This is a genomic window from Pseudonocardia bannensis (assembly GCF_012911875.1).
In the GTDB taxonomy this organism is placed as follows: domain Bacteria; phylum Actinomycetota; class Actinomycetes; order Mycobacteriales; family Pseudonocardiaceae; genus Pseudonocardia; species Pseudonocardia bannensis.
Genome location: NZ_JAAXKZ010000087.1, coordinates 1 through 26,737 on the forward strand (window position 1 = coordinate 1; position 26,737 = coordinate 26,737).

Below are 26,737 nucleotides of genomic sequence, written 5' to 3' on the forward strand. Positions count from 1 at the left end.
GCCCCGCACCCAGCGCGAGGCCGCCCGCCTGGCGCGCGCCAACCGCCCGGACAAGGAGCAGCGCCGTCGCGCCGCGGCCGAGCGGCGGGAGCGGATGGCCGCCGGCGACGACCGGTTCCTGATGCCCCGCGACCGCGGCCCGGTGAAGGCCTACATCCGCGACCTCGTGGACTCCCGGCCGCACCTGATGGGTCTGTTCATGCCCCTCGCGGGTGTGGTGCTGCTCTCGGTGCTGCTCCCGATCCCGGCCGCCCAGCAGTACCTGAGCCTGTTCAGCCTGCTGGCGCTCGTCACGATGATCGCGGAGGGCGTCATCCTGGGCATCCAGGTCACCCGCAAGGCCCGTGCGAAGTTCCCGGACGAGAGGATCGGCGGCCTCGGCACCGGCTGGTACGCGTTCACCCGCGGGAGCCAGCTGCGCCGGCTGCGGGTCCCGAAGCCACGGGTCCAGCGCGGGGCGAACCCCTAGCCCTCCTGCAGGCTCATCGGCCCGTAGACCTCGGTGTCACCCGTGCCGTCGTTCTCGAGCAGCACCACCGCGTCGATGCCGTCGGCGCGCAACTCCTCCCAGACGCCACCGAACCACTGCTCGGCCTGCGCCTGGTCGTCGAAGATCTCCTCGGGGCCGCGCACGGGCTCGCCCACCGCGTCCAGGTACCGCCACCGGAATGCCATGGCTCAGAAGCTAGCGTGACCCCGTGACCGTCGCCGCCCGTCGCACGCTCGTGCTGGGCGGGACCCGGTCCGGGAAGTCCCGGTACGCCGAGGACCTGCTGCCCGCCGACGCCCCCGTCCGCTATTGCGCCACCGCCCGCCACCGCGAAGACGACGCCGAGTGGGCGGCCCGGATCGAGGCGCACCGAACCCGCCGCCCGCAGCGGTGGACGACGGTCGAGGAGCCCGACGTCGTCGCGCTGCTTCGCGGCACGGGCCCCGGCGACACCCCGCTGCTGGTCGACGACCTGGCCACCTGGCTCACCGGTGTGCTCGACGACGCCGGGGCGTGGGAACGGCCCGACGTCCCGGCCGCGGTCGGTGAGCGGGTGGCCGAACTCGTGGACGCCGTCGCCGGATGCGCAGGCCGGGTCGTGCTGGTCTCGGCGGAGGTCGGGCTGGGCGTGGTGCCGGGAACCCGGGCCGGACGGCTGTTCCGCGACGAACTGGGCGCCGCCAACGCCGCCCTCGCCCAGGTGTGCGACGAGGTGCTGCTGCTCGTGGCCGGGCTGCCCGTGCGGCTGAAGTAGCCGCGCGGTAGGAAGACGCCGTGGATCTCCCCAGCGTCACCGCCCCCGACGCCGAAGCCCGCCGGGCCGCCGTCGCCCGGCACGACGAGCTCGCGGTCCCGGCCGGTGGCCTCGGCGTGCTGGCCGAGCTGGGTTGCTGGCTCGCCGCCTGCCAGGGCACCTGCCCGCCCCGCCCGCCGATGCGGCCGCGGGTGGTGGTCGTCGCGGCGGACCACGGCATCGCCGAGGCGGGCGTGTCCGCCTACCCGCCGGGGGTGACGGCACGACAGGTCGCCGCGGCCCGCGAGCAGAGCCTTCCGGCGTCGGTGCTCGCCCCGGTGTCCGGCGCGTCGGTCCGGGTGGTCGACGTCGCCGTCGACGACGGGGACGCCCGCGTCCCGGACGTCGCGACGACCGCCGGCCGCTACCGGGTGCGGCGCTCGAGCGGGCGCATCGACCGGACCGACGCGCTGACCGAGGAGGAGACCGCCGCCGCACTCACCATCGGCCGCACCCTGGCCGACGAGGAGGTCGACGCCGGTGCCGACCTGCTCATCCCGGCATCCCTGGGTGTCGGGGCGACCACCCCGGCGTCGGTCCTGGTCGCCGCGCTCGCCGGGATCGAGCCGGTCGCCGTCGTCGGGCGGGGCAGCGGGATCGGCGACGACGCCTGGATGCGCAAGGCCGTCGCGATCCGGGACGGGCTGCGCCGGGTCCGCCCGCACGTCCGCGACCCGCTCGCGCTGCTGCGGATCGCGGGGGGCGCCGACCTCGCCGTGCTCACCGGATTCCTGGCCCAGGCCGCGCTCCGCAGGACGCCCGTGCTGATCGACGGTCTGGTCGTCGGCGCGGCGGCGCTGGTCGCCGAGGAGCTCGCCCCGGGCGCTCGGGACTGGTGGCTCGTCGCGCAGCGCTCCCCCGAGCCGGCGATGGCGCTCGCGCTCGACCAGTTGCAGCTGACCCCGCTGCTCGATCTGAACGTGCGCCTCGGCGACGGCACCGGCGCACTGGCCGTGGTGCCGCTGCTGCAGATGTCGGCCCGGCTGCTCGCCGAGACGGCCACTGCGGCGGACAGCGGGATCGCCCCGTCCCGCGCCGCGGGCTGAGCACCGCGATGCGCGGCCTGGCCCTGGCCGTGAGCTGGCTGACGGTGCTGCCGGTCCGGGCCGGACCCGCCGACGCCGGCACGCCGCTGGACCCGCGGGTGGCGGCAGCGGCGATCCGGTGGGCCCCGCTGGTCGGGGCGTTGCTCGGTGCCACGTCCGGGGCGGTGTTCCTCGGGCTGGCCGCGCTCGGGGTGCCGCCGCTGGTCGGTGGCCTGCTGACCGTCGGATTCGCGGCGCTGGCCACCCGCGGCATGCACCTCGACGGGCTCGCCGACACCGCCGATGGACTCGGCTGCTACGGCCCGCCCGAGCGGGCCCTCGCGGTGATGCGCGACGGCGGGGCCGGACCGTTCGCCGTCGTCACGCTGTTGGTGACCGTCGGCGCGCAGGCCGCCGCGCTCGCCGCACTGGCCGGGGGCCCCGCCGTCGGCGTGCTCGCGGCGACGGCGACGGCCGCCGCCGTGGGCCGGGCCGGGTTCGCCTGGTGCGCCCGCCGGGGGGTGACGGCGGCGCGGCCGGGCGGGCTGGGCTCGACGGTGGCCGGCTCACAACCGTGGTGGGTCGCGGCGCTGTGGTGGGCGGCGCTCGCCGGGCTCGGCGTGCTCGCGGTGCCCGGCCGGCCGTGGCAGGGCCCGATCGCGGTCCTGCTCGCCGCGCTGGTGGTCGTCGCGCTGTCGGCACACACCCGGCGCCGGTTCGGCGGGATGACCGGCGACGTCCTCGGCGCCGCCGCCGAGCTCGGCACGACCGCGACCCTCATCGTCCTCAGCGCCCACTGACCTGAGCGCCGTGGCGCCCGCCCACCCCCGCACTGTGGAGCCGTAACGCGCTCCCACCGGGGTCACGACTGCGTTGTGGAGCCATGACGCACTGGGGCGGGAGCGGTCAGGCAGGGACCAGGGTGCGCATCCAGGAGTGGGTGTCCGGGGCGCCGCCGCGCTGGATCGCGGTGAGCAGGTTGCGCAGCCGGGTGGTGACCGGTCCGGGTTCGCCGTCGGCCACCGTGACCTCGCCGTCGTTGTGCTTGACCCGCCCGACCGGGGTGATCACCGCGGCCGTCCCGCAGGCGAACACCTCGCTGATCCGGCCGTCGGCCGCGCCCTCGAGCCACTCCTGCGCCGAGATCTTGCGCTCGGTGACCTGGCAGCCGAGCTCCTTGGCCAGAACCAGGAGCGAGTCGCGGGTGATCCCGGGCAGGATCGAGCCGGACAGCTCGGGGGTGACGACCTCAACAGGGCCGTCGCCCGATCCGAAGACGTAGAACAGGTTCATCCCGCCCATCTCCTCGACCCACTTGCGCTCCGCGGCGTCGAGGTAGGCGACCTGCGCGCAGCCGTGCTCAGCCGCCTGCGCCTGCGGCAGCAGCGAGGCGGCGTAGTTGCCACCGCACTTCGCCGCGCCGGTCCCGCCGATCGCGGCCCGGGTGTAGTCGGTGCACAGCCACACGTCCACGGGCCTCACCCCGCCCGGGAAGTACGCCCCGGCCGGCGACGCGATCAGCGCGTAGAGGTACTCCGACGCGGGGCGCACGCCCAGCCCCACCTCGGTCGCGATCATGAAAGGCCGCAGGTACATCGATTCTTCGCCGCCGGCCGGCGGCATCCAGGCCCGGTCGACGTCGATCAGCTCGGAGAGCGAGGCGAGGAACAGGTCGTCGGGCAGGGGTGCCATCCCGAGCCGGACCGCAGACGAACGGAAGCGGGCCGCGTTGGCCTCCGGCCGGAACGAGGCGACCGAGCCGTCCGGCTGCTGGTAGGCCTTGAGGCCCTCGAAGATCTCCTGGCCGTAGTGCAGCACCATCGAGGCCGGGTCCAGGGTCAGCGGGCCGTAGGGCACGACCGCGGGGTCGTGCCAGCCCTCCCCCTGCTTCCAGCGGATGGTCACCATGTGGTCGGTGAAGTACCGGCCGAACCCCGGATTGGCGACGATCTCCGCGCGCCGGGCCTCCGGCACCGGTGCGGGGTTGGGAATCCGGGCGAAGTGCGGCGCGCTCATGACGCAGACGGTAACCCGTCCGGCAAGTCCGACGGTCGGACCTCCGACGTTTCGCATCACACGGCCCGGTCCCGGCACCTCGATGTGACCACTACCACCGGGTCGACCCGGCCCCCGGCCTTCACCCGGCTGCTGGCCGACCTGGTGGGTGAGGGCGCGTTCAGCGCACGTGCGACGGCACGAAGGGCGGGCGCACCACCGTGGCGTCCAGGCTGCGCCCCCGGACGTCGACGGTCACCTGGTCGTCGGGCCCCACGCCCGCCGCGGTGTCGATCAACGCCAGCGCGATGCCGCACTTCAGCGTCGGAGAGAACGTCCCCGACGTCGTCACCCCGACCTTCTCGCCCTCACGCAACACGTCCATGCCGGGTCGCGGCACGCCACGCCCCGTCGCACGCAGCCCACGGAGCCGCCGCGCCGGGCCGGCCTCCTTCTCCGCGAGCAGGGCGTCACGGCCCCAGAAGGCGGGCTTGGACCAGCCGACCGCCCAGCCGCTGCCGGCCTGGACGGGGCTGATCTCCCGGGAGAGGTCCTGGCCGTGCAGCGGGTAGCCCATCTCGGTGCGCAGCGTGTCCCGCGCCCCGAGCCCCGCCGGCCCTCCACCCAGCGCGGCCGCCCCGGACAGCAACGCGTCCCAGACCGCGGGCGCGTCCGCGGCGGGGACCAGCAGCTCGTAGCCGTGCTCGCCGGTGTACCCGGTCCGGCACACGCGGACCCCGTTCGCGTCGGTGAAGGCCATGTAGTCCAGCTCGCCGAGGCCCTCGGCATCGGGCAGGACCGTGCCGAGCAGCTCCGCCGAGCGCGGGCCCTGCGCGGCGAGGACCGCGAGCTCGCGGTGCCGGTCGGTGACCGTGACGGCCTCGGGCGCGGCGGCGCGCAGGAGGTCGGCGACCTCGGCGGCGTTCGCCGCGTTGGGTACGGCGAGCACCTCGTCCGGACCGACCAGGTAGACGATCAGGTCGTCCACCACCCCGCCGGACTCCGTGCAGCACAGCGTGTACTGCGCGTGCCCGGGGCCGATCTTGCCGAGGTCCGCGGAAAAGCAGGCGTTGACGAAGTCCGCGGCGCCCGGGCCGGTGATCGACAGCTTGCCGAGGTGGCTCACGTCGAAGATCCCCACGGCCTCGCGCACGCACGCGTGCTCGGCCACGGTCCCGCCGGGGTAGGACAGCGGCATCGACCAGCCGCCGAACGCGCCCATGGTCGCCCCGAGAGCGGTGTGCCGGTCGTGCAGCGGACTGGCCAACAGGCCGGTGTCGTCAACGGTGCTCACGGGGCGCACCGTACCCCGGCACGGAGGCGTCAGCGGGCGCGCTCACCGCGGGCGGTCGCCCACCGGCCGAGCAGGGTGCACGCCACCCATCCGGCCGCCACGGCGATCGCGGTCGCGAGCACGGACCCGATCGGGAGCAGCACGGCCAGGGCCAGGCAGAGCACCAGACCTGCCACCGAGGTCGATGCCGGCCACCGGCGTTGCCGCGCGGGCAGACGCAGCGCCGCGAGGTTGATGACGGCGTAGTACACGAGCGCCGAGCACGCGGACAGCGCGATCGCCGCCACGGGGCCGGCGAGCACCGCGACCAGGATCGCGAGAGCTCCCCCGGCAAGGTCGGCCCGCCACGGTGTGCCCTTCGGACCGATCGCGGCCAGTGCGTGCGGCAGCTCCCGGCGCCGCGCCATCGCCAGCGACGTCCGGCTGACCCCGACGAGCACCGAGAGCAGCGCCGAACCGGCGGCCACCGCCGCACCGATGCGGACCAGCACACCCAGCGCCGGCGCCTGCCCGGTGTCGACCAGCGCGACCAGCGGGGACCGCTCGGTGGCCAGCCGCTCCAGGCCCAGCCCCACCAGCAGCGCGCCCGCGACGGCGACGTAGACGACCAGGGTGAGGCCCAGCGCGATCGCGATGGCGCGGCGCAGCGTCCGGCCGGGGTCGCGCACCTCCTCCCCCAGCGTCGCGATCCGCGCATAGCCCGCGAACGCGAAGAAGATGAGCCCGGCCGCGGTGAACACGCCCAGCCCGCCTCCGGTCATCGGCTCGGTCGGCATCAGCGGTTCGGTGCTGGCGGAGGCCGACCACGAACTCGCCCCGCCGGGGCCGAGCAACCCGACCACGACCACGACCAGTAGCACCGCCAGCGTCCCGCCGACCAGCAGCCAGGCCGACCGCGCGGTCCACCGCACCCCGGCGATGTTCAGCGCCGTGACCGCCAGGATGACCACGATCGCCGTGGGCAGCGGCTGCGCGGGCAGGACGTAGCTGCCGAACACGCCCGCCGCCGCGGCGGCCGAGGCGATCTTCCCGACCAGGAACGCCACCCCGGCGAGCCGGCCCGCGGCAGGGCACAGCCGCTCCCGGCCGTAGACGTACCCGCCGCCGCTCTCCGGGTGGGCGACGGCGAGGTCGGCGGTCGACGCCGCGTTGCAGATCGCCACCACGCCCGCCAGCAGGACCGCGGCCAGCAGCCACGGTCCGGCCGCTGCGGCCGCCGGGGAGAACACCGCGAACACCCCGGTACCGAGCATGGCGGCCAGCCCGAGGACCACGGCGTCGGCGGTCCCCAGGCGTCGCGGGAGGGTCGAGGGCACGACCCCCACCCTTGCATCCGGGACTGCCCCGAATGGCGCCGCGCCGGTGTCATTAGCATCTCGAAGCGGTCTCACCATCCATCACATCCGCCAGGAAATCGGCTTTCGAGGAGAGACGTGTCCACCGAGCTGCGCATCCGGAACGAATCGGCCGCGACCGCGGAGGGTGATGCCGTCGTCGTGGCCCTGCTGCCCGCCGAGGAGAACGGGAACGGCCCGCGGCTTGCCCCCGGCGCCGAGGAGGTGGACGCCGCCTTCGACGGCGGGTTGGCCGCGGAGCTGGCCCTCGCGGGGGCGACCGGCAAGGCCGAGGAGGTCGTGAAGCTGACCACCCGGGGCGCGATCGCGGCACCGCTCGTCGTCGCGGTCGGGCTGGGCAAGCCCGACGCCGGGGGGGCGAGCGAGCCCGAGCAGGTCCGGCGGGCGGCGGGCGCGGCCTCCCGCGCGCTGGCCGGGACCGGGCGAGCCGTCAGCACCCTGGGCCGCCTCGACCTGTCGGCGGCCGCCGAGGGCACGCTGCTCGGCGCGTACACCTTCGACGCCTACAAGGGCAGCGGCGCGAACGGAAAGGGCCCGGTCGGGCAGGTCGACCTGCTGACCGGGGACGACACGGCCGAGGAGACGCTGCGCCGTGCGAGCGCCGTCGCGGGCGCCGTTCGAACCGCCCGCGACCTGATCAACACCCCGCCCAACGACCTCTACCCCGAGACGTTCGCTGCCCGCGCCCGGGAGCTGGGCGAGGCCGCCGGGCTGCAGGTCGAGGTGCTCGACGACGCGGCGCTCGCCGAGGGCGGGTACGGCGGCGTGCTCGGCGTCGGTCAGGGCTCCTCGCGCAAGCCGCGGCTGGTCCGGCTGACGTGGTCCGGCGGGGACTCCCCGCGGGCGAAGGTGGCCCTGGTCGGCAAGGGCATCACGTTCGACACCGGCGGGATCTCGATCAAGCCGGCGGCCAACATGGACCACATGACCTCGGACATGTCCGGGGCGGCCGCGGTGATCGCCACGACGGTGCTCGCGGCGCAGCTGGGGCTCCCGGTCGCGGTGACCGCGACCGTGCCGATGGCCGAGAACATGCCGTCCGACACCGCCTACCGTCCCGGCGACGTGCTGAAGATGTACGGCGGCAAGACCGTCGAGGTGCTCAACACCGACGCCGAGGGCCGGCTGATCCTGGCCGACGCGATCGTCCGGGCCGGCAAGGACGCTCCCGACTACCTGATCGAGACCTCCACCCTCACCGGCGCCCAGGTCGTGGCCCTCGGTACCCGCACCGCCGGGATCATGGGCAGTGACGAGTTCCGGGACCGGGTCGCCGGGCACGCACAGGCCACCGGTGAGGGCGGCTGGCCGATGCCGCTGCCGGAGCACCTGCGCCCCGACCTGGACTCCCGGGTCGCCGATCTGGCCAACGTCACCAACCACCGCTTCGGCGGGATGCTCGCCGCGGGCATCTTCCTGCGCGAGTTCGTCCCGGCCGACACGCCGTGGGTGCACATCGACGTCGCCGGGCCGGCGTTCAACGCCGGCGGGCCGTGGGGCTACACCGGCAAGGGCGGCACCGGTGTCCCGGTCCGGACGATGTTCGCGGTGCTGTCCGACATCGCCGAGAACGGCTGATCCGCTCTACCTACCGAGCGGTAACCCGAGGCATACTGCCCGCCATGTCTCCCCGCCGCGCCCGCACCGTGCCCACCTCGCCGCTCCCGGGCGCCCCGCGCTCCGCCGTCGTGACCGGCGGCGGGCGCGGGATCGGTGAGGCGATCGCGGCGGAGCTCGTGCGCCGCGGGTACCGGGTGCTGGTGACCGACGTCGACTCGACCGCCGCGGCCGCGACGGCGGAGCGGATCGGCGCCGCGGGCGGAGCCGGTTACGACGTCACCGACGAGCACGCCGCCCACGACATCGCCAAGCAGGCCCGCGCGCTGGCCCCGCTGGGCGTCTGGGTCAACAACGCCGGGGTCGGATTCGACGGGACGCTGTCGGAGCTGTCCTCCGAGCACGTGCGGGCGCTGGTCGACGTCAACGTGATGGGCGTCGTCTGGGGTTGCCGGGCCGCCGTCGCCGCGTTTCGCGAGCAGGCGGCCGCGGGCGGCCCGGCCGGCGGGGATATCGGCATCACGGCCTCGCTCAGCGCGCTCGGTCCCGTTCCGGGCCTGTCGCTCTACGCCGCCACCAAGGCCGCGGTGCTCTCGCTCGCGGCGGCGCAGCACTCCGAGCTGCGCGCGGAGGGGATCAGGGTGCACGCCATCTGCCCCGACGGCGTCAACACCGAACTGCTGCGCTCGATGGCCGACGACGGCCAGGCCAAGGCGCTGGTCCGCAGCGGGGTCCTGGTCGCACCGGAGCAGGTCGCCCGGGCGCTCGCCGACATGTTCGGCACCCAGCGCGTCTACCGGACACTGCCCGGCTGGCGTGGCGCCATCATGCGTTCGACCGCCCTCGCCCCAGGGCCGATGCTGCGCCTGGAGCCCCTCATGCGGGCGTGGGGGCGCCGCCGCGCGCGGTCCCTGCGCTGATCCCCGGCCCGCTCAGGCCCCCAGGTCGCGCCGGCGCTGCCGCTCGCGCAGTACCTTCTGCCGGGCGTCGTGGTCGCGCATGCGCTGCGGATAGCCGACCAGCTGCACGTCGTACACCGGGATCTTGAGCGAGCGGGCGAGCTTGCGCGCCCCGTCCGGGCCGGACACCCGCCGGCGGGTCCACTCGCCGTCCTTGGCAACCAGCACCATCGTCGTGTCCGTGACAGTGGTGCGCGGCTCCACAAAGGCCTCGACCCCCTCGCGGGCCGCGGCCCACGACCGCAGGTGCTCCTCGTCGGCACCGTCGGCGCGGCGCAACCCGCCCGGTCCGGCCCCGCGGAACCGGCTGAACAGGCCCATGTCCCCACCTCCCGCCCGGTGCCGCGACCGTGCGGCACGTGCTGCTGCCGGATCCAACGTCCCCGGCGTCCGATTTTCTCCCGGTTCCGCTCCCGATCGGCCCTGCCCCGCGTGCCGCGTTGCAGGGTGACAAGATGGGCCCGCGACTGCGCGAGACCCGCCGCGGCAAGAACGAGAAGGAGTACTCCGTGCCCGAGCACAACGCTGACCTGGTGATTCTCGGCGGCGGGTCGGGTGGGTACGCCTGCGCGCTGCGCGCGGCGGAGCTGGGCCTGTCGGTGGTGCTGATCGAGAAGGACAAGCTCGGGGGCACGTGCCTGCACCGTGGCTGCATTCCGACCAAGGCGCTGCTGCACGCCGCGGAGGTGGCCGACGCCGCGCGCGAGGGCGCGCAGATCGGGGTGAGGAGCTCGGTGGCCGGGATCGACATGCCCGGGGTGCACGCCTACAAGGACGGCGTCGTCGGCCGGCTCTACAAGGGACTGCAGGGGCTGGTGAAGTCCCGCAAGATCGAGCTCGTGACCGGGGCGGGCACCTTCGTCGCCCCGAACGCGGTGGACGTCGACGGGCAGCGCTACGTCGGGCGCAACGTGGTGCTGGCCACCGGCTCCTACGCCCGCAGCCTGCCCGACCTGGAGATCGGCGGCCGGGTCATCACCTCCGACCAGGCGCTGACCCTGGACACCGTCCCGCAGAAGGTGGTGGTGCTGGGCGGCGGGGTGATCGGGGTCGAGTTCGCCAGCGTGTGGAGGTCCTTCGGCGCCGAGGTGACCGTGATCGAGGCGCTGCCCCGGCTGGTGCCGGGCGAGGACGAGTTCGCCTCCAAGCTGCTGGAGCGCGCGTTCCGCCGCCGCAGGATCACTTTCAAGACCGGGGTGAAGTTCACCGGCGCCCGGCAGACCGGCGACGGGGTGACGGTGAGCCTGGAGACCGGCGAGGACCTCGAGGCCGATCTGCTGCTGGTCGCGGTCGGGCGCGGCCCGAACACCGCCGGGCACGGCTACGACGAGGCCGGGGTGAGCATGGACCGCGGTTTCGTGGTCACCGACGAACGGCTGCGCACCAACCTCGCGGGCGTGTACGCGGTCGGGGACATCGTGCCCGGCCTGCAGCTGGCCCACCGGGGGTTCGCCCAGGGCATCTTCGTGGCCGAGGACATCGCCGGGCTGAACCCGCCGGTGATCGAGGAGGCCGGGATCCCGCGGGTCACCTACTGCGAGCCGGAGGTGGCCTCGGTCGGGCTGACCGAGGCCCAGGCCCGCGAGCGCCACGGCGAGGTCCAGACCCTGACCTACGACCTGGGCGGCAACGGCAAGTCCCAGATCCTGCGCACCTCCGGCGCGATCAAGCTGGTCAAGGCCGGCGCCGAGGGCACCCCGGGCCCGGTCGTCGGCATCCACATGGTCGGCGCCCGGGTCGGCGAACTGATCGGCGAGGCCCAGCTGGTCTACAACTGGGATGCTCAGGCCGAGGACGTGGCCGCCCTGATCCACGCCCATCCGACACAGAACGAGGCCTTCGGCGAGGCACACCTCGCGCTGGCCGGAAAACCGCTGCACACCCACGGCTGACGGCCGGCCGACCGCCGCCCGAACCCGGCTCACCGTAGAAAGAGGAGCTCCGACCCGCCATGGCCTTCTCCGTTCAGATGCCCGCGCTCGGTGAAAGCGTCACCGAGGGCACCGTCACCCGCTGGCTCAAGCAGGAGGGCGACCGGGTCGAGGTCGACGAGCCCCTCCTCGAGGTCTCGACCGACAAGGTCGACACCGAGATCCCGTCCCCGGCTGCCGGCGTGCTGCAGCGCATCGTCGCCGGGGAGGACGAGACGGTCGAGGTGGGCGGTGAGCTCGCGGTGATCGGCGACGGCGAGGAGGACAGCGGGTCCGGCGGCGGGGGTGGCTCCGAGCCCGCGCAGGCCGAGGCCGAGCCGGAGCCCGCGCCCGCCGAGGAGCCCTCGACCGACGCCGAGGAGCCGCAGGAGGCTCCGAAGGCCGAGGCCAGGCCGTCCAGGTCCGGGGCCGGCAGCTCCGTCGTCATGCCGGAGCTGGGCGAGAGCGTCACCGAGGGGACGGTCACCCGCTGGCTCAAGCAGGTCGGCGACACCGTCGCGGTGGACGAGCCGCTGCTCGAGGTGTCCACCGACAAGGTCGACACCGAGATCCCGTCCCCGGTCGCCGGCACCCTGCTGGAGATCAGCGTGGCCGAGGACGAGACCGTCGAGGTCGGCGCCCAGCTCGCGGTCGTCGGCGACGCGGACGCGGCGCCGAAGCAGGCCGAGGAGCCCGCGCCGAAGGACGAGCCCCGCGAGGAGCCGGCACCCGCCCGGGCCGCGGCGCCCGAGACCAAGCCCCGGACCACGCCCGAGCCCGCTGCCGAGTCGGCGCCGTGGACCGAGCCGGAGAAGGCCAGCTCGAACGGGAAGGCCGAGTCGGCCCCGTCCGAAGCCGGCGAGAAGACCGAAGGCCGCGGCGCGCCGTACGTGACGCCGCTGGTGCGCAAGCTGGCCGCGGAGCACAACGTCGATCTCGGCGCGATCGAGGGCACGGGCGTCGGCGGCCGCATCCGCAAGCAGGACGTGCTGGCCGCGGCCGAGGCCGCCCGGGAACCGGCCCCGCAGGCGACCGCGCCGGCCCGATCCGCCCCGGCGGCGGAGCGACGCGCGCCGGCCGCCCGGCCGACCGCCCCCGCCGACGGTCCGCAGCCCGGCGACACGGTCAAGATGCCGCGGCTGCGCCAGGTGATCGCGCAGCGGATGCGCGAGTCGCTGCAGGTGTCGGCGCAGCTGACCACCGTCCAGGAGGTCGACGTCACCCGGATCGCGAAGCTGCGGGCCCGGGCGAAGGCCGACTTCGAGGCCCGCGAAGGCGTCAAGCTCACGTACCTGCCGTTCTTCGCCAAGGCGACCGTCGAGGCGCTCAAGGCGTTCCCGCAGCTCAACGCGTCGATCGACGAGGAGACCAAGGAGGTGACCTACCACGGCGCCGTGCACCTGGCGATCGCGGTGGACACCCCCCGCGGCCTGCTCGTCCCGGTCATCAAGAACGCCGACGAGCTGAACATCGCCGGGCTGGCCAGGAAGATCGCCGACGTGGCCGCCCGCACCCGGGCCAACAAGATCGGGCCGGACGAGCTCAGTGGCGGCACCTTCACGATCACCAACATCGGCAGCGCGGGCGCGCTGTTCGACACGCCGATCATCAACCAGCCGCAGGTCGGCATCCTCGGCACCGGGGCGATCACCAAGCAGCCCGTCGTGGTGACGGGGCCGGACGGCGAGGACGCCATCGCCATCCGCTCGGTGTGCTTCCTGCCGCTGACCTACGACCACCGGCTGGTCGACGGGGCCGACGCGGGCCGCTTCGTCAGCACGGTCAAGGCGCGCCTCGAGGAGGGTGCGTTCGAGTCCGAGCTCGGGCTCTGACCTTCCTTCCGGCCTCCGTGCGCGGTGAGTGGCACCCCGGCGCCACTCACCGCGCACGGCCGGTGTCCACCGGCCCGGGTCGCGCGCCCCGCCGAGGTCCGGAAGGATCTCCCGGGTGCGAGTCGTCGTCGCCGGTTCATCCGGTCTGATCGGAACCGCCCTGGTCTCCCAGCTCAGGGAGGCCGGGCATGACGTCCTGCGGTTGGTCCGGCGCCGACCGGCAGCGCCCGACGAGCGCGGCTGGGACCCGCCGGCCGGCCGCGTCGACGAGGGCGCCTTCGACGGTGTGGACGCCGTGGTCAACCTCAACGGGGTCGGCATCGGCGACCGGCCGTGGAGCGGATCACGCAAGCAGCTGATCCGCGACAGCCGCAACGTACCCACCGAGGTGCTGGCCACCGCGGTCGCCGAGCACGGCGTTCCCACCATGGTCAGCGGCTCGGCCGTCGGCTACTACGGCGACACCGGCGGGCGCGCGGTCGACGAGAGCGCCCCGTCCGGGACCGGATTCCTCGCCGAGGTCTGCCGCGACTGGGAGGCCGCCACCGGCCGGGCGCGCGACGCCGGCGCCCGGGTCGTCGTGCTGCGCACCGGGCTCGTCCTGTCCCCCGCAGGCGGGCTGCTCGGCCGGCTGCGGCCGCTGTTCAAGGGTTTCCTCGGCGGGAGGCTGGGCAACGGCCGGCAGTACATGCCATGGATCTCCCTCGACGACGAGGTCGCGGCCATCCGGTTCGTGATCGAGAACGACTCGATCGTCGGGCCGGCGAACCTGACCGGGCCGACCCCGGTCACCAACAGCGAGTTCACCGCGGCGCTGGCCGCCGCGGTGGGGCGGCCGACCTCGATCCCGGTGCCCGCGTTCGCGATCCGTACCGCGCTCGGCGAGATGGGCCAGGAGTTGCTGCTCAACGGCCAGCGTGCGGTCCCGGCCGCGCTGCTCGGCGCCGGGTTCCAGTTCCGCCACCACGTCCTGGGTGATGCCCTGGCGGCGACCGTCGACACGTGAGCACCGCGTGTGACGCCGATGTGATCGTGGTCGGCGCCGGCCTGGCCGGGCTGGGCGCCGCGCAGGTACGGCCGGTTGCACCGCTTCGCCGACCCGGGTCGCCGCCCCCGCCGTCCGGAAGCGTCTCCCGCACCGTCGGCAGCCGGGCGTAGCGTGTCGGTCATGTCGAGTTCCGTGTCGCGCACCCGGCGTCCCGCCACCCGTTCCTGCCGCCGCGGCACCGAGCCGATTCGCATCGACGTCATCGACTCGATCGACTACCTCGCCGCCTGGGAGCTGCAGCGGGCGCACGCGCAGGCCCGGCGCGAGGGCACCGGGCCGGACGTGCTCATGCTGCTGGAGCACCCCTCGGTGTACACCGCGGGCAAGCGGACCCGGCCCGAGGACCGGCCCACCGACGGCTCCCCCGTCATCGACGTGGACCGTGGCGGCCGGATCACCTGGCACGGGCCGGGGCAGATCGTCGGCTACCCGATCATCGCGCTGGCCGGGCCGCTCGACGTCGTCGACTACGTGCGACGGCTGGAGGAGGCGCTGATCTCGGTGTGCGCGGGCCTGGGTGTGACCACCGCCGGGCGGGTCGAGGGCCGCAGCGGCGTGTGGCTGCCGGCCGGGGACGGCCGCCCCGAACGGAAGCTGGCCGCGATCGGTGTGCGCGTGCAGGGCGGGGTGACGCTGCACGGCTTCGCGCTGAACTGCGACCCCGACCTGGCCGAGTTCGGCCGCATCGTGCCGTGCGGGATCACCGACGCCGGGGTGAGCTCGCTGACCTCGGAACTCGGCCGCCGGGTCACCGTTCCGGAGGTGCGCGAGGCGGTCGCCGCCGCGGTGACGGCGGCGCTGGACGGTGCGCTTCCGGTGTCGGAGCACGTGGTGCCGAAGCAGGGCGACCCGGCCGCTCCCGGGCTGGACCTGCAGTTGCACCCGTCGCTGCGCTGAGGCGCCCTCAGGGCAGCTGCGGCAGCACCTCGGAGGCGATCAGCTCGATCTGGTCGAGGTCGCCCAGGTCCAGCAGTTGCAGGTAGACCCGGGTGATGCCGGTGCGGTCGCGCCAGGTCCCGAGCCTGTCGACGACCTCGGCGGGTGTGCCCGCCAGCCCGTTCTCCCGCAGGTCGGCGACCTCACGGCCCAGCGTCAGTGCCCGCCGGGCGATCTCGTCGTCGTCGCGGCCGACGCAGACGACCTGTGCGACCGAGCGGACCAGCTCCGCCGGATCGCGGCCGATCTCCTTGCACGCCTGCTCGACCCGCTCGAACTGGGCCGCGACGACGTCGATCGGCACGAACGCGACGTTGAACTCGTCGGCGTAGCGGGCGGCCAGCCGCGGGGTCCGGCGCTTGCCGTGACCGCCGATGATGACCGGCGGGCGCGGCTGCTGGACCGGCTTGGGCAGGGCCGGGGAGTCGGTGACGCTGTAGTGCCGGCCGGTGAAGGAGAACCGGTCGCCCGGGAGCGTCCCCCACAACCCGGTGATGATCGCGAGCTGCTCCTCCAGGCGGTCGAAGCGCTCCTGGAGCGGCGGGAACGGGATTCCGTAGGCGGCGTGCTCGGCCTCGAACCAGCCCGCGCCCAGGCCCAGCTCGATGCGCCCGCCGGACATCTGGTCCACGTTCGCGACCGAGATCGCCAGTGGCCCGGGCAGCCGGAAGGTCGCCGAGGTGACCAACGTGCCGAGCCGGATCCGCTCGGTCTCGCGGGCCAGTGCGGCGAGCGTCACCCATGCGTCGGTCGGGCCCGGCTCCCCGGCGGCGGCGCCCATGGCCAGATAGTGGTCGGATCGGAAGAACGCGTCGTAGCCGGCGTCCTGCGTCGCTCGGGCCACCCGGAGCAGATCGTCGTAGGTGGCGCCCTGTTGCGGCTCGGTGAAGATCCGGAAGTCCACGACCATCAAGGCTAGTCGCGGTGATCGGCTGGCGCCGTCCGGGCGCAGCGGGTAAACCACGATCATGACTCGCTGGACCCTCGAACAGATGCCGGGCCAGACCGGGCGCACCGTTCTCGTCACCGGGGCCACGTCCGGGCTGGGCCTGGCGTCCGCGATCGCGCTGGCCGCAGCCGGCGCCCACGTCCTGCTCACCGCACGCGACCGCGAACGGGGGAAGGCGGCTCTGACCCGGGTCCAGCGCGAGGGCGGGCCGGGCGCGGAGCTGATCGAACTCGACCTGGCCGACCTGGGATCGGTCCGCGAGGCCGCGGCCGACGTGCGCGCACGCACCGGCGACACGCTGCACGTGCTGATGAACAACGCCGGTGTGATGGGCACCCCGCCTCGGTTCACCGTCGACGGGTTCGAGCTGCAGATCGGCACCAACCACCTCGGGCATGCCGCGCTGACCTGGCTGCTCATGCCGGCGTTGCGCGGCGCCGGCAGTGCGGAGCGGCCCGCCCGGGTGGTGACTTTGTCGAGCCTGGCGCACCGGGGCGGTGGGTTGGACGTCGAGGACCTGCACTTCACCCGCCGTCGCTACCTGGCCTCGACGGCCTACAGCGCCTCGAAGCTGGCCAACCTGTTGTTCGCCGCGGAGCTCGACCGGCGGCTGCGGGACGCCGACGGCACCACGCCCGCCGTGATCTCCGTCGCCGCCCATCCGGGGCTGACCGACACCGATCTGCTGGGCAACTCGATGCGGTTGCGCAGCCGCCTGCTCGGGGTTCTGAGCGGCCCGGCGAACAAACTCGTCACCCAGCCGGTGCGGACCGGGATGCTGCCGCAGCTCTACGCGGCGACCGCGCCGCAGGTACGCGGCGGTGACTACATCGGGCCCGGGCTGCTCGGGGAGACCCGGGGGCACCCGGCCCCGGCCCGGCGCAGCCGCGCCGCCGAGGACGTGGAGCTCGCCCGGCGCCTGTGGGAGCGCACGGCCGCCGCTACCTCGGTGCAACCCGATCCGAGGTGAGGGGGCGGGCGTAGCCTGTCGCCGTGACCATCGCACCCGAAGGCCGCAAGCTGCTCCGTCTCGAGGTCCGGAACAGTGAGACCCCGGTCGAGCGCAAGCCGTCCTGGATCCGGACCCGGGCCCGGACCGGGCCGCAGTACACCGAGCTGAAGGCGTTGGTGCGCTCGGGGGGGCTGCACACGGTGTGCGAGGAGGCCGGCTGCCCGAACATCTACGAGTGCTGGGAGGACCGTGAGGCCACCTTCCTGATCGGTGGGGAGCAGTGCACCCGGCGCTGTGATTTCTGCCAGATCGACACCGGGAAACCGGCCGCGCTGGACCGCGACGAGCCGCGCCGGGTCGCCGAGTCGGTGGCCGCGATGGGGTTGCGCTACTCCACGGTGACCGGGGTGGCCCGCGACGACCTGCCCGATGGCGGGGCCTGGCTCTACGCCGAGACGGTCCGCCGGATCCACGCGCTCAACCCGGGCACCGGGGTGGAGCTGCTGATCCCGGATTTCACCAACGACGACGGGCAGTTGGGTGAGGTGTTCGGGGCCGGGCCGGAGGTGTTGGCGCACAATCTGGAGACGGTGCCGCGGATCTTTCGCCGGATCCGGCCGGGGTTTCGCTACGAGCGCTCGCTTCAGGTGCTGAGCAAGGCCCGGGCGGCCGGGTTGGTGACCAAGTCGAACCTGATCCTGGGGATGGGGGAGACCCCGGCGGAGGTGACCGCGGCGCTGGTCGATCTGCACGCCGCGGGTTGTGAGATCGTCACCATCACCCAGTATCTGCGGCCCTCGAAGCGGCATCATCCGGTGGAGCGCTGGGTCCGGCCCGAGGAGTTCGTGGACCATGCCGCGGCGGCGGAGGAGATCGGGTTCGCCGGGGTGATGGCCGGCCCGCTGGTGCGGTCGTCGTATCGGGCCGGGCGGTTGTATGCCCAGACCAAGGCCCACCGCGGCGAGGCGCTGTCCCCGGAGCTGGCGCACCTGGCCGCCGAGGGCGCCGCCGCACAGGAAGCCCGCTCCCTGCTCAACCACTGACAGGTTGCCCGTATCCTGGGACACATGGCCGGCAAGCCCGACAAGGCAGCGAAGAAGCAAGCCAAACGCGAGAAGCGCGAGGCCTCCAAGCAGCGCCGCAGGCAGATCTTCGAGGCGTTCAAGATGCAGCGCCGGGAGGACAAGGCGCTCATCCCGTGGATGCTCGGCGTCTTCCTGCTGTCGGTCCTCGTGGCGTTCGGCCTCGGCCTGATCTGGAACCTGCACTGGGTGTTCCTGCCGCTCGGCATCGCGATCGGCGTGCTGGCCGCGATCAGCGTCTTCGGCCGGCGCGTGCAGAGATCGGTCTACACCAAGGCCGACGGCCAACCCGGCGCGGCGGGCTGGGCCCTGGACAACATGCGCGGCCAGTGGCGGGTCACGCCGGGCGTCGCGGGCACCACGCACCTCGACGCCGTGCACCGGGTCATCGGGCGCCCCGGGGTCATCCTGGTGGCCGAGGGTGCGCCGCACCGGGTCAAGAGCCTGCTCGCCCAGGAGAAGAAGCGTGCCTCGCGGGTGGTCGGCACGGTGCCCATCTACGACCTGATCGTCGGCAACGACGAGGGCCAGGTTCCGCTCAGCAAGCTGCAGCGTCACCTCATGAAGCTGCCGCGCAACATCGACGCCAAGCAGATGGACACCATCGAGGCCCGGCTCGCCGCCCTGGGTTCACGCACCGCGGCGATGCCCAAGGGCCCGATGCCGGCGGGGGCCAAGATGCGCAGCGTGCAGCGGACCGTTCGCCGCCGCTGACACCCCGTCGACCCTCAGCGGGTCCGGACGACGATCGTCCGCGCGGCCCGGTCGTGCCAGCCGCGGCCGTCCGCGTCGCGTACCAGGGGCGGCACCACGAGCGCGAGCAGCACCGTCCGCAGCAGCGCGCGCGGCACCCCGATCACGGCCGCGGAGTCGATCGAGGCCGCCCGGATACCCAGTACGGTCATCCCGGGCGTCGCACCGAAGATCGCGGTGGACACGACCGTCAGCCCGAACCAGACCGCCAGGACCGTCCAGGGACTCTCCGGCGAGGTGAACCCGTCGTAGATCTCCTGGCTGCTGAACAGCAGCGCGATCAGGCGGGCGAGCAACCAGTCGATCGCGATCGCGGCAAACCTGCGCCAGAAGCCGGCCGCCGCGCCCACCCCGTCGCGGGGCAGACCGAACTGCTCCCCGGGGTAGCCGCTGACAGCGGCATCGCTCGGACCAAGGGACGATCCGGGAAGCCAGGAGTCGATCCAGCGAGCCATGGCTCCTAGCCTAGGCCCGCGATGTGAGGTGGCCCGGTGATCGGTCCCGTTAACCTCTGTGAAACGAACGAGTGACCGACGGGCAACAACGCGGCCATAGCGTCGCGAACATCCCGGCGTCGACTGAAGGAGCCAGTGAGCGTGTTCAGCAACTCCGAAGAGGTACTCAAGTACATCTCGGACGAGAAGGTCGAGTACGTCGACATCAGGTTCTGCGACCTGCCCGGCGTCATGCAGCACCTCACCGTCCCCGCCGCCGCGTTCGACCAGGACTTCCTGGACGACGGGATCGCCTTCGACGGCTCGTCCGTCCGCGGCTTCCAGGCGATCAACGAGTCGGACATGGCACTGTTCCCCGACCCGGCCACCGCGCGGCTCGACCCGTTCCGCAAGCACAAGACGCTCAACCTGAACTTCTTCGTGCACGACCCGATCACGGGTGAGCCCTACAGCCGCGACCCGCGCAACGTCGCTCGCAAGGCCGAGGAGTACCTGACCGCGTCGGGTGTCGCGGACACCTGCTACTTCGGTGCCGAGGCCGAGTTCTACATCTTCGACTCGGTCCGCTTCGGGTCCGACCCGCACCAGCAGTACAGCCACATCGACTCCGTCGAGGGCTGGTGGAACACCGGCCGTGAGGAGGCCGGCGGCAACCTCGGCTACAAGGTGCCGTTCAAGGGCGGGTACTTCCCGGTGCCGCCGGTCGACCACTACGCCGACCTGCGCGACGACATGGTCACGAACCTGATGAACAGCGGCTTCATCATCGAGCGCGGCCACCACGAGGTGGGCACCGCGGGCCAGGCCGAGATCAACTACAAGTTCAACACCCTGCTGCACTCGGCCGACGACGTGATGCTGTTCAAGTACATCATCAAGAACACCGCGTGGCACGCCGGCAAGACCGTCACCTTCATGCCGAAGCCGCTGTTCGGTGACAACGGCTCGGGCATGCACGCGCACCAGTCGCTGTGGAAGGACGGCCAGCCGCTGTTCCACGACGAGTCCGGCTACGGCGGCCTGTCGGACGTGGCGCGCTACTACATCGGCGGCCTGCTGCACCACGCCCCGAGCCTGCTGGCGTTCACCAACCCGACGGTGAACTCCTACCACCGCCTGGTCCCCGGCTTCGAGGCCCCGGTGAACCTGGTCTACTCGGCCCGCAACCGGTCGGCCTGCATCCGGATCCCGCTGTCGGGCAACAACCCGAAGGCCAAGCGCCTCGAGTTCCGCTGCCCCGACTCCTCGGGTAACCCGTACCTGGCGTTCGCGGCGATGATGATGGCCGGCCTGGACGGCATCAAGAACAAGATCGAGCCGCCGGCCCCGATCGACAAGGACCTCTACGAGCTTCCGCCCGAGGAGGCCAAGGACATCCCGCAGGTGCCGGGCAGCCTCGAGGCCGTCATCGACCGGCTCGAGGAGGACCACGACTACCTGCTCGAGGGCGGCGTGTTCACCCCCGACCTGATCGAGACGTGGATCTCGTACAAGCGGGAGGCGGAGATCGACCCGCTGCGGCTGCGCCCGCACCCGTACGAGTTCGCGCTGTACTACGACGTCTGACCCTTGGTACGGCGCTGACCTGCGGAAAGACCTAGCCGGTCACCCCGCTGGTCCGCAGATGGTCCGCACGAGCGACCAGGACCGCTTCCACGGCGGTTCTGGTCGCTTCGTCTGCATGGGGTCACAGGTGGCCGTCGGTGCCCAGCGTCGGCGCCGAGGGCGTGCCGCAGCCGGGCCTGGCCGACCTTGACCCGGCAGGCCCGTCAGGCGGCCTCCCCGTTCCAGATGTCGACCGCCAGCGCCCATTCGCCGGCCGGGTCGCGTTCCCAGACGACGACGTACTTCACCAGCTGGGTGATCGCCTCCCCCTCCGCGGGCCGCACCGTGATGGTCGCGCGGCCGATCTCGTGCAGCAGCTCGGTGGACCCGGCGAGCCGCACGGTCTCGAGGTTGACCCCCTGGACGCCCGCCTTCATCAGCCCGCCCCAGAACTCCTCGATGCCGGCCCGGCCCGTGATCATGGGCGAGTCCGGTGGGAGGACCACCGCGTCCTCGGTGTAGAGCGCGGCCACCGCCGCCGCATCCCCGGCCTCGAAGGCCTCCATGAATCGGCGATTACGCGCCAGCACCTCGTCGTGGGCGGGGCCCTCGGTCATGGTCTGGGACATCGCACACCCCCTCGATCGCGTGACAGTCATCACACCGTGCTGGGGTGGGGCGGCTCGGTCAAGTGACCCGCCGATGTTCCGGGCCCTGCCGCACGCTGGACCCCGGGTCACACAAGTCCGGGTAGCAGCTTGTCCGGCGTGATCGGCAGGTCGCGGACCCGGACGCCGGTGGCGTGGTGCACCGCGTCGGCCACCGCCGCGGAGGTGCCGACGATCCCGATCCCCCCGATGCCCGTGGGTCCCATCGGGTTGACGTGCGGGTCGTGCTCGTCGATCCGGTGGGCCTGCACGTCGCCGACGTCCGCGCAGGTCGCGACGTGGTAGTCGGCGAGGTCGTGGTTGACCACGGGACCGAAGCGGGGATCCACCACGCTCTCCTCGTGCAGGGCCATCGACAGGCCCATGACCATCCGCCGATGATCCTGGTGGAGCGCCGATCCGCGGACCGGCGCTCCGCCCCGCCCCGGCACTCGGCGGGGACGACGTCGGTCACGGGCGCTGATACACGTCCGGGATGCCGTCGGCGTCGGTGTCGCGCTCCTCCTCCACGCACAACCGGCGGTAGACGCGGTTGCGGATGCGGAGCACCACGGTGGCCAGGGCCGCGGCGATGAGCGATCCGCACAGGACGCCGATCCGGACGTGGTCGTCGGCTGCCGTGCCCTCACCGAAGGCCAGCTCCCCGATCAGCAGCGAGACGGTGAACCCGATCCCGGCGAGCAGGGCCAGCCCGAACACGTCCCACCAGCTGAGGCCCTCGGCCAGCTCGGCGTGGGTGAACCGTTGCACCAGCCAGGTGGACCCGAGCACACCCACGAGCTTGCCGACGACCAGGCCACCGATGATGCCGATCGTGATCGTGTCGGTGAACGCGTCACCGAGACCACCGGCCCCGGAGATCGAGACGCCGGCAGCGAAGAACGCGAAGATCGGCACCGCCGCCCCGGCCGAGATCGGACGGAAGCGGTGCTCGAAGTGCTCGGCCAGCCCCGGGCCGGGCCCCTCCGCCCGGCGGATCACCGGCACCGCGAACCCGAGCAGCACGCCCGCAACGGTGGCGTGCACGCCGGACTCGTGGACCAGCACCCAGGTCGCGACGGCCAGGGGGAGCAGCAGCCACCACGACCGCACCCGCCGCTGCACGAGCAGTGCGAACAGTCCCAGCGGGACCAGCGCCAGGCCGAGCGGCAGCAGGTTGAGCCGGTCGGTGTAGAAGATCGCGATGATCGTGATGGCGAGCAGGTCGTCGACCACCGCGAGGGTCAGCAGGAAGGTGCGCAGCGCCGCGGGCAGATGGGTGCCGATCACGGCCAGCACGGCCAGGGCGAAGGCGATGTCGGTGGCGGTCGGGATCGCCCAGCCCGCCAGCGCGCCGTCGGTACGGCCGGCGTTGACGGCCACGTAGATCAGCGCCGGCACCGTCATGCCACCCACCGCCGCGGCGATCGGCAGCGCGGCGCGCCGGACGTCGCGCAGGTCGCCGGCGACGAACTCGCGTTTGAGCTCGAGACCGACCACGAAGAAGAAGATCGCCAGCAGCCCGTCGGCCGCCCACTGCGACAGCGTGAGGTGGAGGTGCAGCGCCGCCGGCCCGATCCGGATCTCCCGCAGCGCCGCGTAGCTGTCGCTCCACGGCGAGTTCGCCCAGATCAGTGCGACGGCCGCCGCCACGACCAGCAGCGCCCCACCGATCGTCTCGGTACGCAGGATGTCGCCGATGCGCTTGACCTCGGGCCATGAACCGCGGCTGAACAGCCGGGGGGCGGGGCTACCGGTCGGCGCGGGCATGAGGCTCCTCAGGGGTCGGGTCGGACACCGCCGACCAGACTTCCCGGCACACCGCGGGTCATTCTAGGGTGCGGGCCTCGCCGCCGGGGCACCGCAATAAAGATCGATCCGCCCTGGTCGTTCGCCGAAGCCCACGGCATACGTTGAGCATTGACAACGGAGTGGCCGAGTTGTTCACTCGGTCAGTACGTGTTCGGCGTCACAGGGCGGTGGCATCGCGTGCTCGCCTCGGGTGCCGAATCCGGCCCGGCGAAAGGGGTGACGAGTCCGCGGACGGTTCCGGCCACCGATTCCTACACCCCTGACTCGTTCTCCCCGCGCGCCACCGGCGAATCACCGGCGGCGCCCGTACTCGCGCGCCATCCTCGGCGCCCGGGCAGTTCGTGCGGCCGCAACGACGCGGCCCGACGAAGGGATGTCGATGAAGTCGATCTTCTTCCATCTGATGCCCTACCGGGACCTCCCGGAGGATTTCGAGTCCAAGTACGAGAGCATCTGGGTCACCCCACCGAACAGCGAGCTGTGCGACCCGAGAAAGGTCGCGCAGTACTACCAGTGGAACCTCGACGAACTCGAACTCGCCGACCGGCTCGGCTTCGACGGGGTCGGGGTCAACGAGCACCACCAGAACGGCTACGGCTTCATGGCCTCGCCGAACCTGATGGCCGCCTCGCTCGCCCGGCGCACCCCGAACAACAGCGCGATCATGGTGCTCGGCAACACCCTGGCCCTGTACGCCCCGGCCACCCGGGTCGCCGAGGAATTCGCGATGCTCGACGTGCTGAGCAACGGACGGCTCGCCGCCGGGTTCCCCGTGGGCACCTCGATGGACGTCAACTTCTGTTACGGCGTCCCGCCCACGCAGACCCGCCCGCGCTATCGGGAGGCCGAGGAGCTCATCATCCAGGCCTGGACCAGGCCGGGCCCGTTCACGTTCAACGGCAAGTACAACCAGCTGCGCTACGTGAACCCGTGGCCGCAGCCGCTGCAGAAGCCGCACCCGCCGGTGTGGCTCGCCGGTGGTGGATCCGTCGAGACGTGGGAACTCGCCGGAAAGAAGGACTACACCTACAGCTACCTCAGCTTCTTCGGCGCCAAGTTCGGCAAGAAGCTGATGGACGGCTTCTGGGCCAAGATGGACGAGATGGGCGTGGACCGGAATCCCTACCGCGCCGGATTCGCCCAGCAGATCTGCGTCTCGGAGACCGACGAACGCGCCGAGAAGGAGTACCTGGAGCACGTCACGTACTTCTTCAAGAAGTGCCTGCACATTCCGCCGTATTTCTTCGAGGCGCCCGGGTACCGGACCCGCAAGAGCACCGAATTCGCCATCAAGACCAACCAGCCCGGCGACATCGCCGCCGCCGCGGCGCTGGAGAAGAACTGGAAGACCCTCAACGAGGAGGGCTTCATCATCGGCGGCAGCCCGGCGACCGTCGCCGACCGGCTCATCGAGGCCGCGAAGACGCTGCGCGTCGGCAACCTGCACGCGCTGCTGCAGATCGGCTCGATGCCCCACGAGCTGACCAAGAAGAACATCACGCTGTTCGCCGAGGAGGTCATGCCGCGGATCCGGCACATCTGGGACGCCGAGGGCTGGACCCACAACTGGTGGCCCTCCGGCGCCGCCAACCGCGCGGTCACCGAGGCGCCCGCGGGCGCGCAGGCCTGAGGGGGACGACGACATGACGACCACCGCACCCTCCTCGAACGTCACCGAGCGCCTGGTCCAGGTCGGGCAGATCCAGGCCCGGGTCCTCGTCGCCGGGACCGGCGACCCGGTGCTCTTCATCCACGGCGCGGGCGGCCTCTGGTGGGACCCGTTCCTCGACGCGCTGGCCGAGGGCCACACCGTGTACGCGGTCGAGCACCCCGGCGGCGGCGAGTCCGACGCGCTGACCCACCTGCCCGGGATCTGGGAGCTCGTGCTGTTCTACGACGAGCTGCTCGATGCCCTGGAACTCGACACCGTGCAGGTGGTGGGGCACTCGTTCGGCGGCATGGTCGCCGCCGAGCTGGCCTCCAACAGCCCGAGGCGGGTCACGAAGCTGGTACTCATCGCGCCGATCGGGTTCTGGCGCGACGACGCACCGATCCCGGACATCGCGGGCATCCCGCCCGAGACGCTGCCCGGTCTCGTGCTGGCCGACCCGGACAGCCCGCTCGCGGCGATGCTGATCCCGCCCGCGGACGACCCGCAGGCCCTGTTCGAGGCGGCGATGCGGATGGCCAGCGTGCTGCACTTCATCTGGCCGATCCCGGAGAAGGGCCTGAGCCGGCGGATCCACCGGCTCAGCGCCCCGACGCTGCTCATCTGGGGCGCCCAGGACAAGCTGGTCGATCCCGTCTACGCGGAGGAGTTCACGTCACGGCTGCGCGACTCCCGCCTGGAGCTCATCGAGGGCGCCGGGCACCTGCCGCAGTTGGAGTCTCCTGACGTCGTGCGCGGGCATGTGCTCGACTTCCTGAGCTGAGCCCTCGCCCGGCACTACCGGCCGCACCCCCGGGCAGAACGGCCGCCCGGGGGTGCGGCGCGCCGCAGCCGTGTCCGCCGGCTCAGCCGCCGTGACCGTTGTGGCCGTGCCGGCCCGGCACCATCCGCTCCGCGTCCGCCGAGGCGGCGCCCAGCACCAGGTCCGTACCGATGATCTCGTCGGCGGACACCCGGACCGAGCGGACGGCCGGGGTGCCCGCGTGGGCGGTCAGCGTGTACTCGCCCTCCGGGATCCCGAGCAGCCGGAACGTGCCGTCGGGTCCGGTCCGATCGCTGGCCACGACCACGCCGAACGCGTCGACCAGGGTCGTCACCGCGTCGCCGACCTCGCGACCACGCTCCGAGCGGACGGTGCCGGTGAGCCCGCCGGTGGGCGCCAGCACGACATCGCACGGCACACGTCCGGTCACCGGCAGCTCGATCCGCTGCGTCGTGGACTCCCCGGACGGCGGGGAGACCAGCAGGTGGTGGTCACCGGCCGGGACGTGGACGAGCCGGTAGCGGCCGTCGGCCCCGGCCCGGGTACCGGCCACGACCTCCCCGTGCCGGTCGACGAGCGTGACGAGCGCCGCGACGCCGGCACCCGAGGTCGACCGGACCACCCCGACCAGGCTGGCCGGCCCTTCGATCCGCAGGTCGTGGCGCGCCACGGGCGCCGCCGGGGCCACCGGCAGGACGACCCACTCGGCGACCGGCTCGCGTCCACCGGCCTGTCCGACCAGCAGGTACTCCCCCGTCCCGGGCAGTGCCACGCGGTAGCGGCCGTGCTCGTCGGAGGTGGTCGCGACGAGCGATGTCCCGGCGGTGTCGAACACCGTCAGGGCGGCGCCCGCGAGCGGCTCGCCGTCGCGGTCGGCGAGCAGGCCGTAGGCACCCGGGCCGTCCGGGGGTTCCGG

27 protein-coding genes and 1 pseudogene are annotated in these 26,737 nt (G+C 73.0%); 17 read left to right on the forward strand and 11 right to left on the reverse strand.

Annotated elements, in window-relative coordinates:
• A partial coding sequence (locus HF519_RS20455; RefSeq protein WP_169414595.1) for a DUF3043 domain-containing protein occupies positions 1 to 469 on the forward strand: 469 nt, incomplete at its 5' end.
• Here HF519_RS20455 and HF519_RS20460 read toward each other — a convergent pair.
• Positions 466 to 675: a hypothetical protein gene (locus HF519_RS20460; protein ID WP_169414596.1), complete on the reverse strand. Its 210-nt coding sequence runs from the start codon at positions 673 to 675 to the stop codon at positions 466 to 468. The two genes, HF519_RS20455 and HF519_RS20460, sit on opposite strands and share 4 nt — an antisense overlap.
• Positions 676 to 698: 23 nt before the next feature.
• Between HF519_RS20460 and cobU the strand changes: the two genes are divergently transcribed.
• The 3 genes from cobU to HF519_RS20475 are packed head-to-tail and all read left to right on the forward strand — an operon-like array spanning position 699 to position 3,108.
• Positions 699 to 1,244, forward strand: coding sequence for a bifunctional adenosylcobinamide kinase/adenosylcobinamide-phosphate guanylyltransferase (gene cobU, locus HF519_RS20465; RefSeq protein WP_169414597.1), 546 nt, complete (start codon positions 699 to 701; stop codon positions 1,242 to 1,244).
• Positions 1,245 to 1,264: 20 nt separating this feature from the next.
• The gene (gene cobT, locus HF519_RS20470) at positions 1,265 to 2,329 is read left to right on the forward strand and encodes a nicotinate-nucleotide--dimethylbenzimidazole phosphoribosyltransferase (protein ID WP_169414598.1); all 1,065 of its coding nucleotides are present in this window, start codon (positions 1,265 to 1,267) and stop codon (positions 2,327 to 2,329) included.
• An 8-nt stretch (positions 2,330 to 2,337) separates the two neighbouring features.
• Positions 2,338 to 3,108 carry an adenosylcobinamide-GDP ribazoletransferase gene (locus HF519_RS20475; protein WP_169414599.1) on the forward strand — a complete coding sequence of 257 codons (771 nt, stop codon included), beginning with the start codon at positions 2,338 to 2,340 and terminating at the stop codon, positions 3,106 to 3,108.
• 106 nt (positions 3,109 to 3,214) lie between these two features.
• Here the strand turns inward: HF519_RS20475 and HF519_RS20480 are convergent, their stop codons facing one another.
• The 3 genes from HF519_RS20480 to HF519_RS20490 form a co-directional block, all read right to left on the reverse strand.
• Positions 3,215 to 4,324: a branched-chain amino acid aminotransferase gene (locus HF519_RS20480; RefSeq protein ID WP_169414600.1), complete on the reverse strand. Its 1,110-nt coding sequence runs from the start codon at positions 4,322 to 4,324 to the stop codon at positions 3,215 to 3,217.
• 160 nt (positions 4,325 to 4,484) lie between these two features.
• Positions 4,485 to 5,597, reverse strand: coding sequence for a glycine cleavage system aminomethyltransferase GcvT (gene gcvT, locus HF519_RS20485; protein WP_312860238.1), 1,113 nt, complete (start codon positions 5,595 to 5,597; stop codon positions 4,485 to 4,487).
• A 29-nt stretch (positions 5,598 to 5,626) separates the two neighbouring features.
• Positions 5,627 to 6,913: an APC family permease gene (locus tag HF519_RS20490; protein ID WP_312860239.1), complete on the reverse strand. Its 1,287-nt coding sequence runs from the start codon at positions 6,911 to 6,913 to the stop codon at positions 5,627 to 5,629.
• A 117-nt stretch (positions 6,914 to 7,030) separates the two neighbouring features.
• Between HF519_RS20490 and HF519_RS20495 the strand changes: the two genes are divergently transcribed.
• Both HF519_RS20495 and HF519_RS20500 read left to right on the forward strand, forming a co-directional pair.
• Complete coding sequence (locus tag HF519_RS20495; RefSeq protein ID WP_169414602.1) at positions 7,031 to 8,530, forward strand: leucyl aminopeptidase; 1,500 nt, start codon at positions 7,031 to 7,033, stop codon at positions 8,528 to 8,530.
• A gap of 44 nt (positions 8,531 to 8,574) precedes the next feature.
• On the forward strand, positions 8,575 to 9,429 hold the full coding sequence (locus HF519_RS20500) for an SDR family NAD(P)-dependent oxidoreductase (protein ID WP_211170327.1): 855 nt from the start codon (positions 8,575 to 8,577) through the stop codon (positions 9,427 to 9,429).
• Between the two features lie 12 nt (positions 9,430 to 9,441).
• Here HF519_RS20500 and HF519_RS20505 read toward each other — a convergent pair whose 3' ends face one another.
• Complete coding sequence (locus tag HF519_RS20505; RefSeq protein WP_169414603.1) at positions 9,442 to 9,789, reverse strand: oxidoreductase; 348 nt, start codon at positions 9,787 to 9,789, stop codon at positions 9,442 to 9,444.
• A 134-nt stretch (positions 9,790 to 9,923) separates the two neighbouring features.
• Between HF519_RS20505 and lpdA the strand changes: the two genes are divergently transcribed.
• The 5 genes from lpdA (at position 9,924) to lipB (ending at position 15,155) form a co-directional block, all read left to right on the forward strand.
• On the forward strand, positions 9,924 to 11,360 hold the full coding sequence (lpdA, locus tag HF519_RS20510) for a dihydrolipoyl dehydrogenase (RefSeq protein ID WP_211170328.1): 1,437 nt from the start codon (positions 9,924 to 9,926) through the stop codon (positions 11,358 to 11,360).
• A gap of 59 nt (positions 11,361 to 11,419) precedes the next feature.
• Positions 11,420 to 13,210: a 2-oxoglutarate dehydrogenase, E2 component, dihydrolipoamide succinyltransferase gene (gene sucB / locus HF519_RS20515; RefSeq protein WP_169414604.1), complete on the forward strand. Its 1,791-nt coding sequence runs from the start codon at positions 11,420 to 11,422 to the stop codon at positions 13,208 to 13,210.
• A 115-nt stretch (positions 13,211 to 13,325) separates the two neighbouring features.
• The gene (locus HF519_RS20520; RefSeq protein WP_312860240.1) at positions 13,326 to 14,216 is read left to right on the forward strand and encodes a TIGR01777 family oxidoreductase; all 891 of its coding nucleotides are present in this window, start codon (positions 13,326 to 13,328) and stop codon (positions 14,214 to 14,216) included.
• Positions 14,213 to 14,368, forward strand: coding sequence for a hypothetical protein (locus tag HF519_RS20525; RefSeq protein WP_169414605.1), 156 nt, complete (start codon positions 14,213 to 14,215; stop codon positions 14,366 to 14,368). The genes HF519_RS20520 and HF519_RS20525 overlap by 4 nt, the downstream gene beginning before the upstream one ends.
• A 10-nt stretch (positions 14,369 to 14,378) precedes the next feature.
• The gene (lipB, locus tag HF519_RS20530) at positions 14,379 to 15,155 is read left to right on the forward strand and encodes a lipoyl(octanoyl) transferase LipB (RefSeq protein ID WP_169414606.1); all 777 of its coding nucleotides are present in this window, start codon (positions 14,379 to 14,381) and stop codon (positions 15,153 to 15,155) included.
• Positions 15,156 to 15,162: 7 nt separating this feature from the next.
• Here the strand turns inward: lipB and HF519_RS20535 are convergent, their stop codons facing one another.
• Complete coding sequence (locus HF519_RS20535; protein WP_169414607.1) at positions 15,163 to 16,098, reverse strand: LLM class F420-dependent oxidoreductase; 936 nt, start codon at positions 16,096 to 16,098, stop codon at positions 15,163 to 15,165.
• 64 nt (positions 16,099 to 16,162) lie between these two features.
• On the opposite strand from HF519_RS20535, the gene HF519_RS20540 reads away from it, so the two are divergent.
• From HF519_RS20540 to HF519_RS20550, 3 genes are read left to right on the forward strand one after another with little or no spacing between them, the layout of a single operon-like run.
• Positions 16,163 to 17,113, forward strand: coding sequence for an oxidoreductase (locus tag HF519_RS20540; protein ID WP_169414608.1), 951 nt, complete (start codon positions 16,163 to 16,165; stop codon positions 17,111 to 17,113).
• Between the two features lie 23 nt (positions 17,114 to 17,136).
• Complete coding sequence (gene lipA / locus HF519_RS20545) at positions 17,137 to 18,138, forward strand: lipoyl synthase (RefSeq protein ID WP_169414609.1); 1,002 nt, start codon at positions 17,137 to 17,139, stop codon at positions 18,136 to 18,138.
• A gap of 24 nt (positions 18,139 to 18,162) precedes the next feature.
• The gene (locus HF519_RS20550) at positions 18,163 to 18,891 is read left to right on the forward strand and encodes a DUF4191 domain-containing protein (protein ID WP_169414610.1); all 729 of its coding nucleotides are present in this window, start codon (positions 18,163 to 18,165) and stop codon (positions 18,889 to 18,891) included.
• A 14-nt stretch (positions 18,892 to 18,905) separates the two neighbouring features.
• Here the strand turns inward: HF519_RS20550 and HF519_RS20555 are convergent, their stop codons facing one another.
• Positions 18,906 to 19,385 (reverse strand): RDD family protein, encoded by a 480-nt coding sequence (locus HF519_RS20555; protein WP_169414611.1) that lies wholly within the window; start codon positions 19,383 to 19,385, stop codon positions 18,906 to 18,908.
• Between the two features lie 141 nt (positions 19,386 to 19,526).
• On the opposite strand from HF519_RS20555, the gene glnA reads away from it, so the two are divergent.
• Positions 19,527 to 20,951 carry a type I glutamate--ammonia ligase gene (gene glnA, locus HF519_RS20560; protein ID WP_169414612.1) on the forward strand — a complete coding sequence of 475 codons (1,425 nt, stop codon included), beginning with the start codon at positions 19,527 to 19,529 and terminating at the stop codon, positions 20,949 to 20,951.
• Positions 20,952 to 21,154: 203 nt separating this feature from the next.
• On the opposite strand, the gene HF519_RS20565 is transcribed toward glnA, so the two are convergent.
• The 3 genes and pseudogenes from HF519_RS20565 to nhaA all read right to left on the reverse strand — a co-directional run bounded on the left by HF519_RS20565 (position 21,155) and on the right by nhaA (position 23,347).
• Positions 21,155 to 21,559: a YybH family protein gene (locus HF519_RS20565; RefSeq protein ID WP_169414613.1), complete on the reverse strand. Its 405-nt coding sequence runs from the start codon at positions 21,557 to 21,559 to the stop codon at positions 21,155 to 21,157.
• A 107-nt stretch (positions 21,560 to 21,666) separates the two neighbouring features.
• Positions 21,667 to 21,969 (reverse strand): annotated as a pseudogene (locus HF519_RS20570) (xanthine dehydrogenase family protein molybdopterin-binding subunit); the annotation flags it as partial.
• 79 nt (positions 21,970 to 22,048) lie between these two features.
• Positions 22,049 to 23,347, reverse strand: a complete 1,299-nt coding sequence (gene nhaA / locus HF519_RS20575) for a Na+/H+ antiporter NhaA (protein ID WP_169414614.1) — start codon at positions 23,345 to 23,347, stop codon at positions 22,049 to 22,051.
• 421 nt (positions 23,348 to 23,768) lie between these two features.
• Between nhaA and HF519_RS20580 the strand changes: the two genes are divergently transcribed.
• Entirely contained in the window at positions 23,769 to 25,019 is a 1,251-nt protein-coding gene (locus HF519_RS20580; RefSeq protein WP_169414615.1) for an LLM class flavin-dependent oxidoreductase, read from the forward strand.
• Between the two features lie 13 nt (positions 25,020 to 25,032).
• Entirely contained in the window at positions 25,033 to 25,821 is a 789-nt protein-coding gene (locus tag HF519_RS20585) for an alpha/beta fold hydrolase (RefSeq protein ID WP_169414616.1), read from the forward strand.
• An 82-nt stretch (positions 25,822 to 25,903) separates the two neighbouring features.
• On the opposite strand, the gene HF519_RS20590 is transcribed toward HF519_RS20585, so the two are convergent.
• The coding region (locus tag HF519_RS20590) for an MSCRAMM family protein (RefSeq protein WP_169414617.1) at positions 25,904 to 26,737 on the reverse strand (834 nt) is incomplete at its 5' end.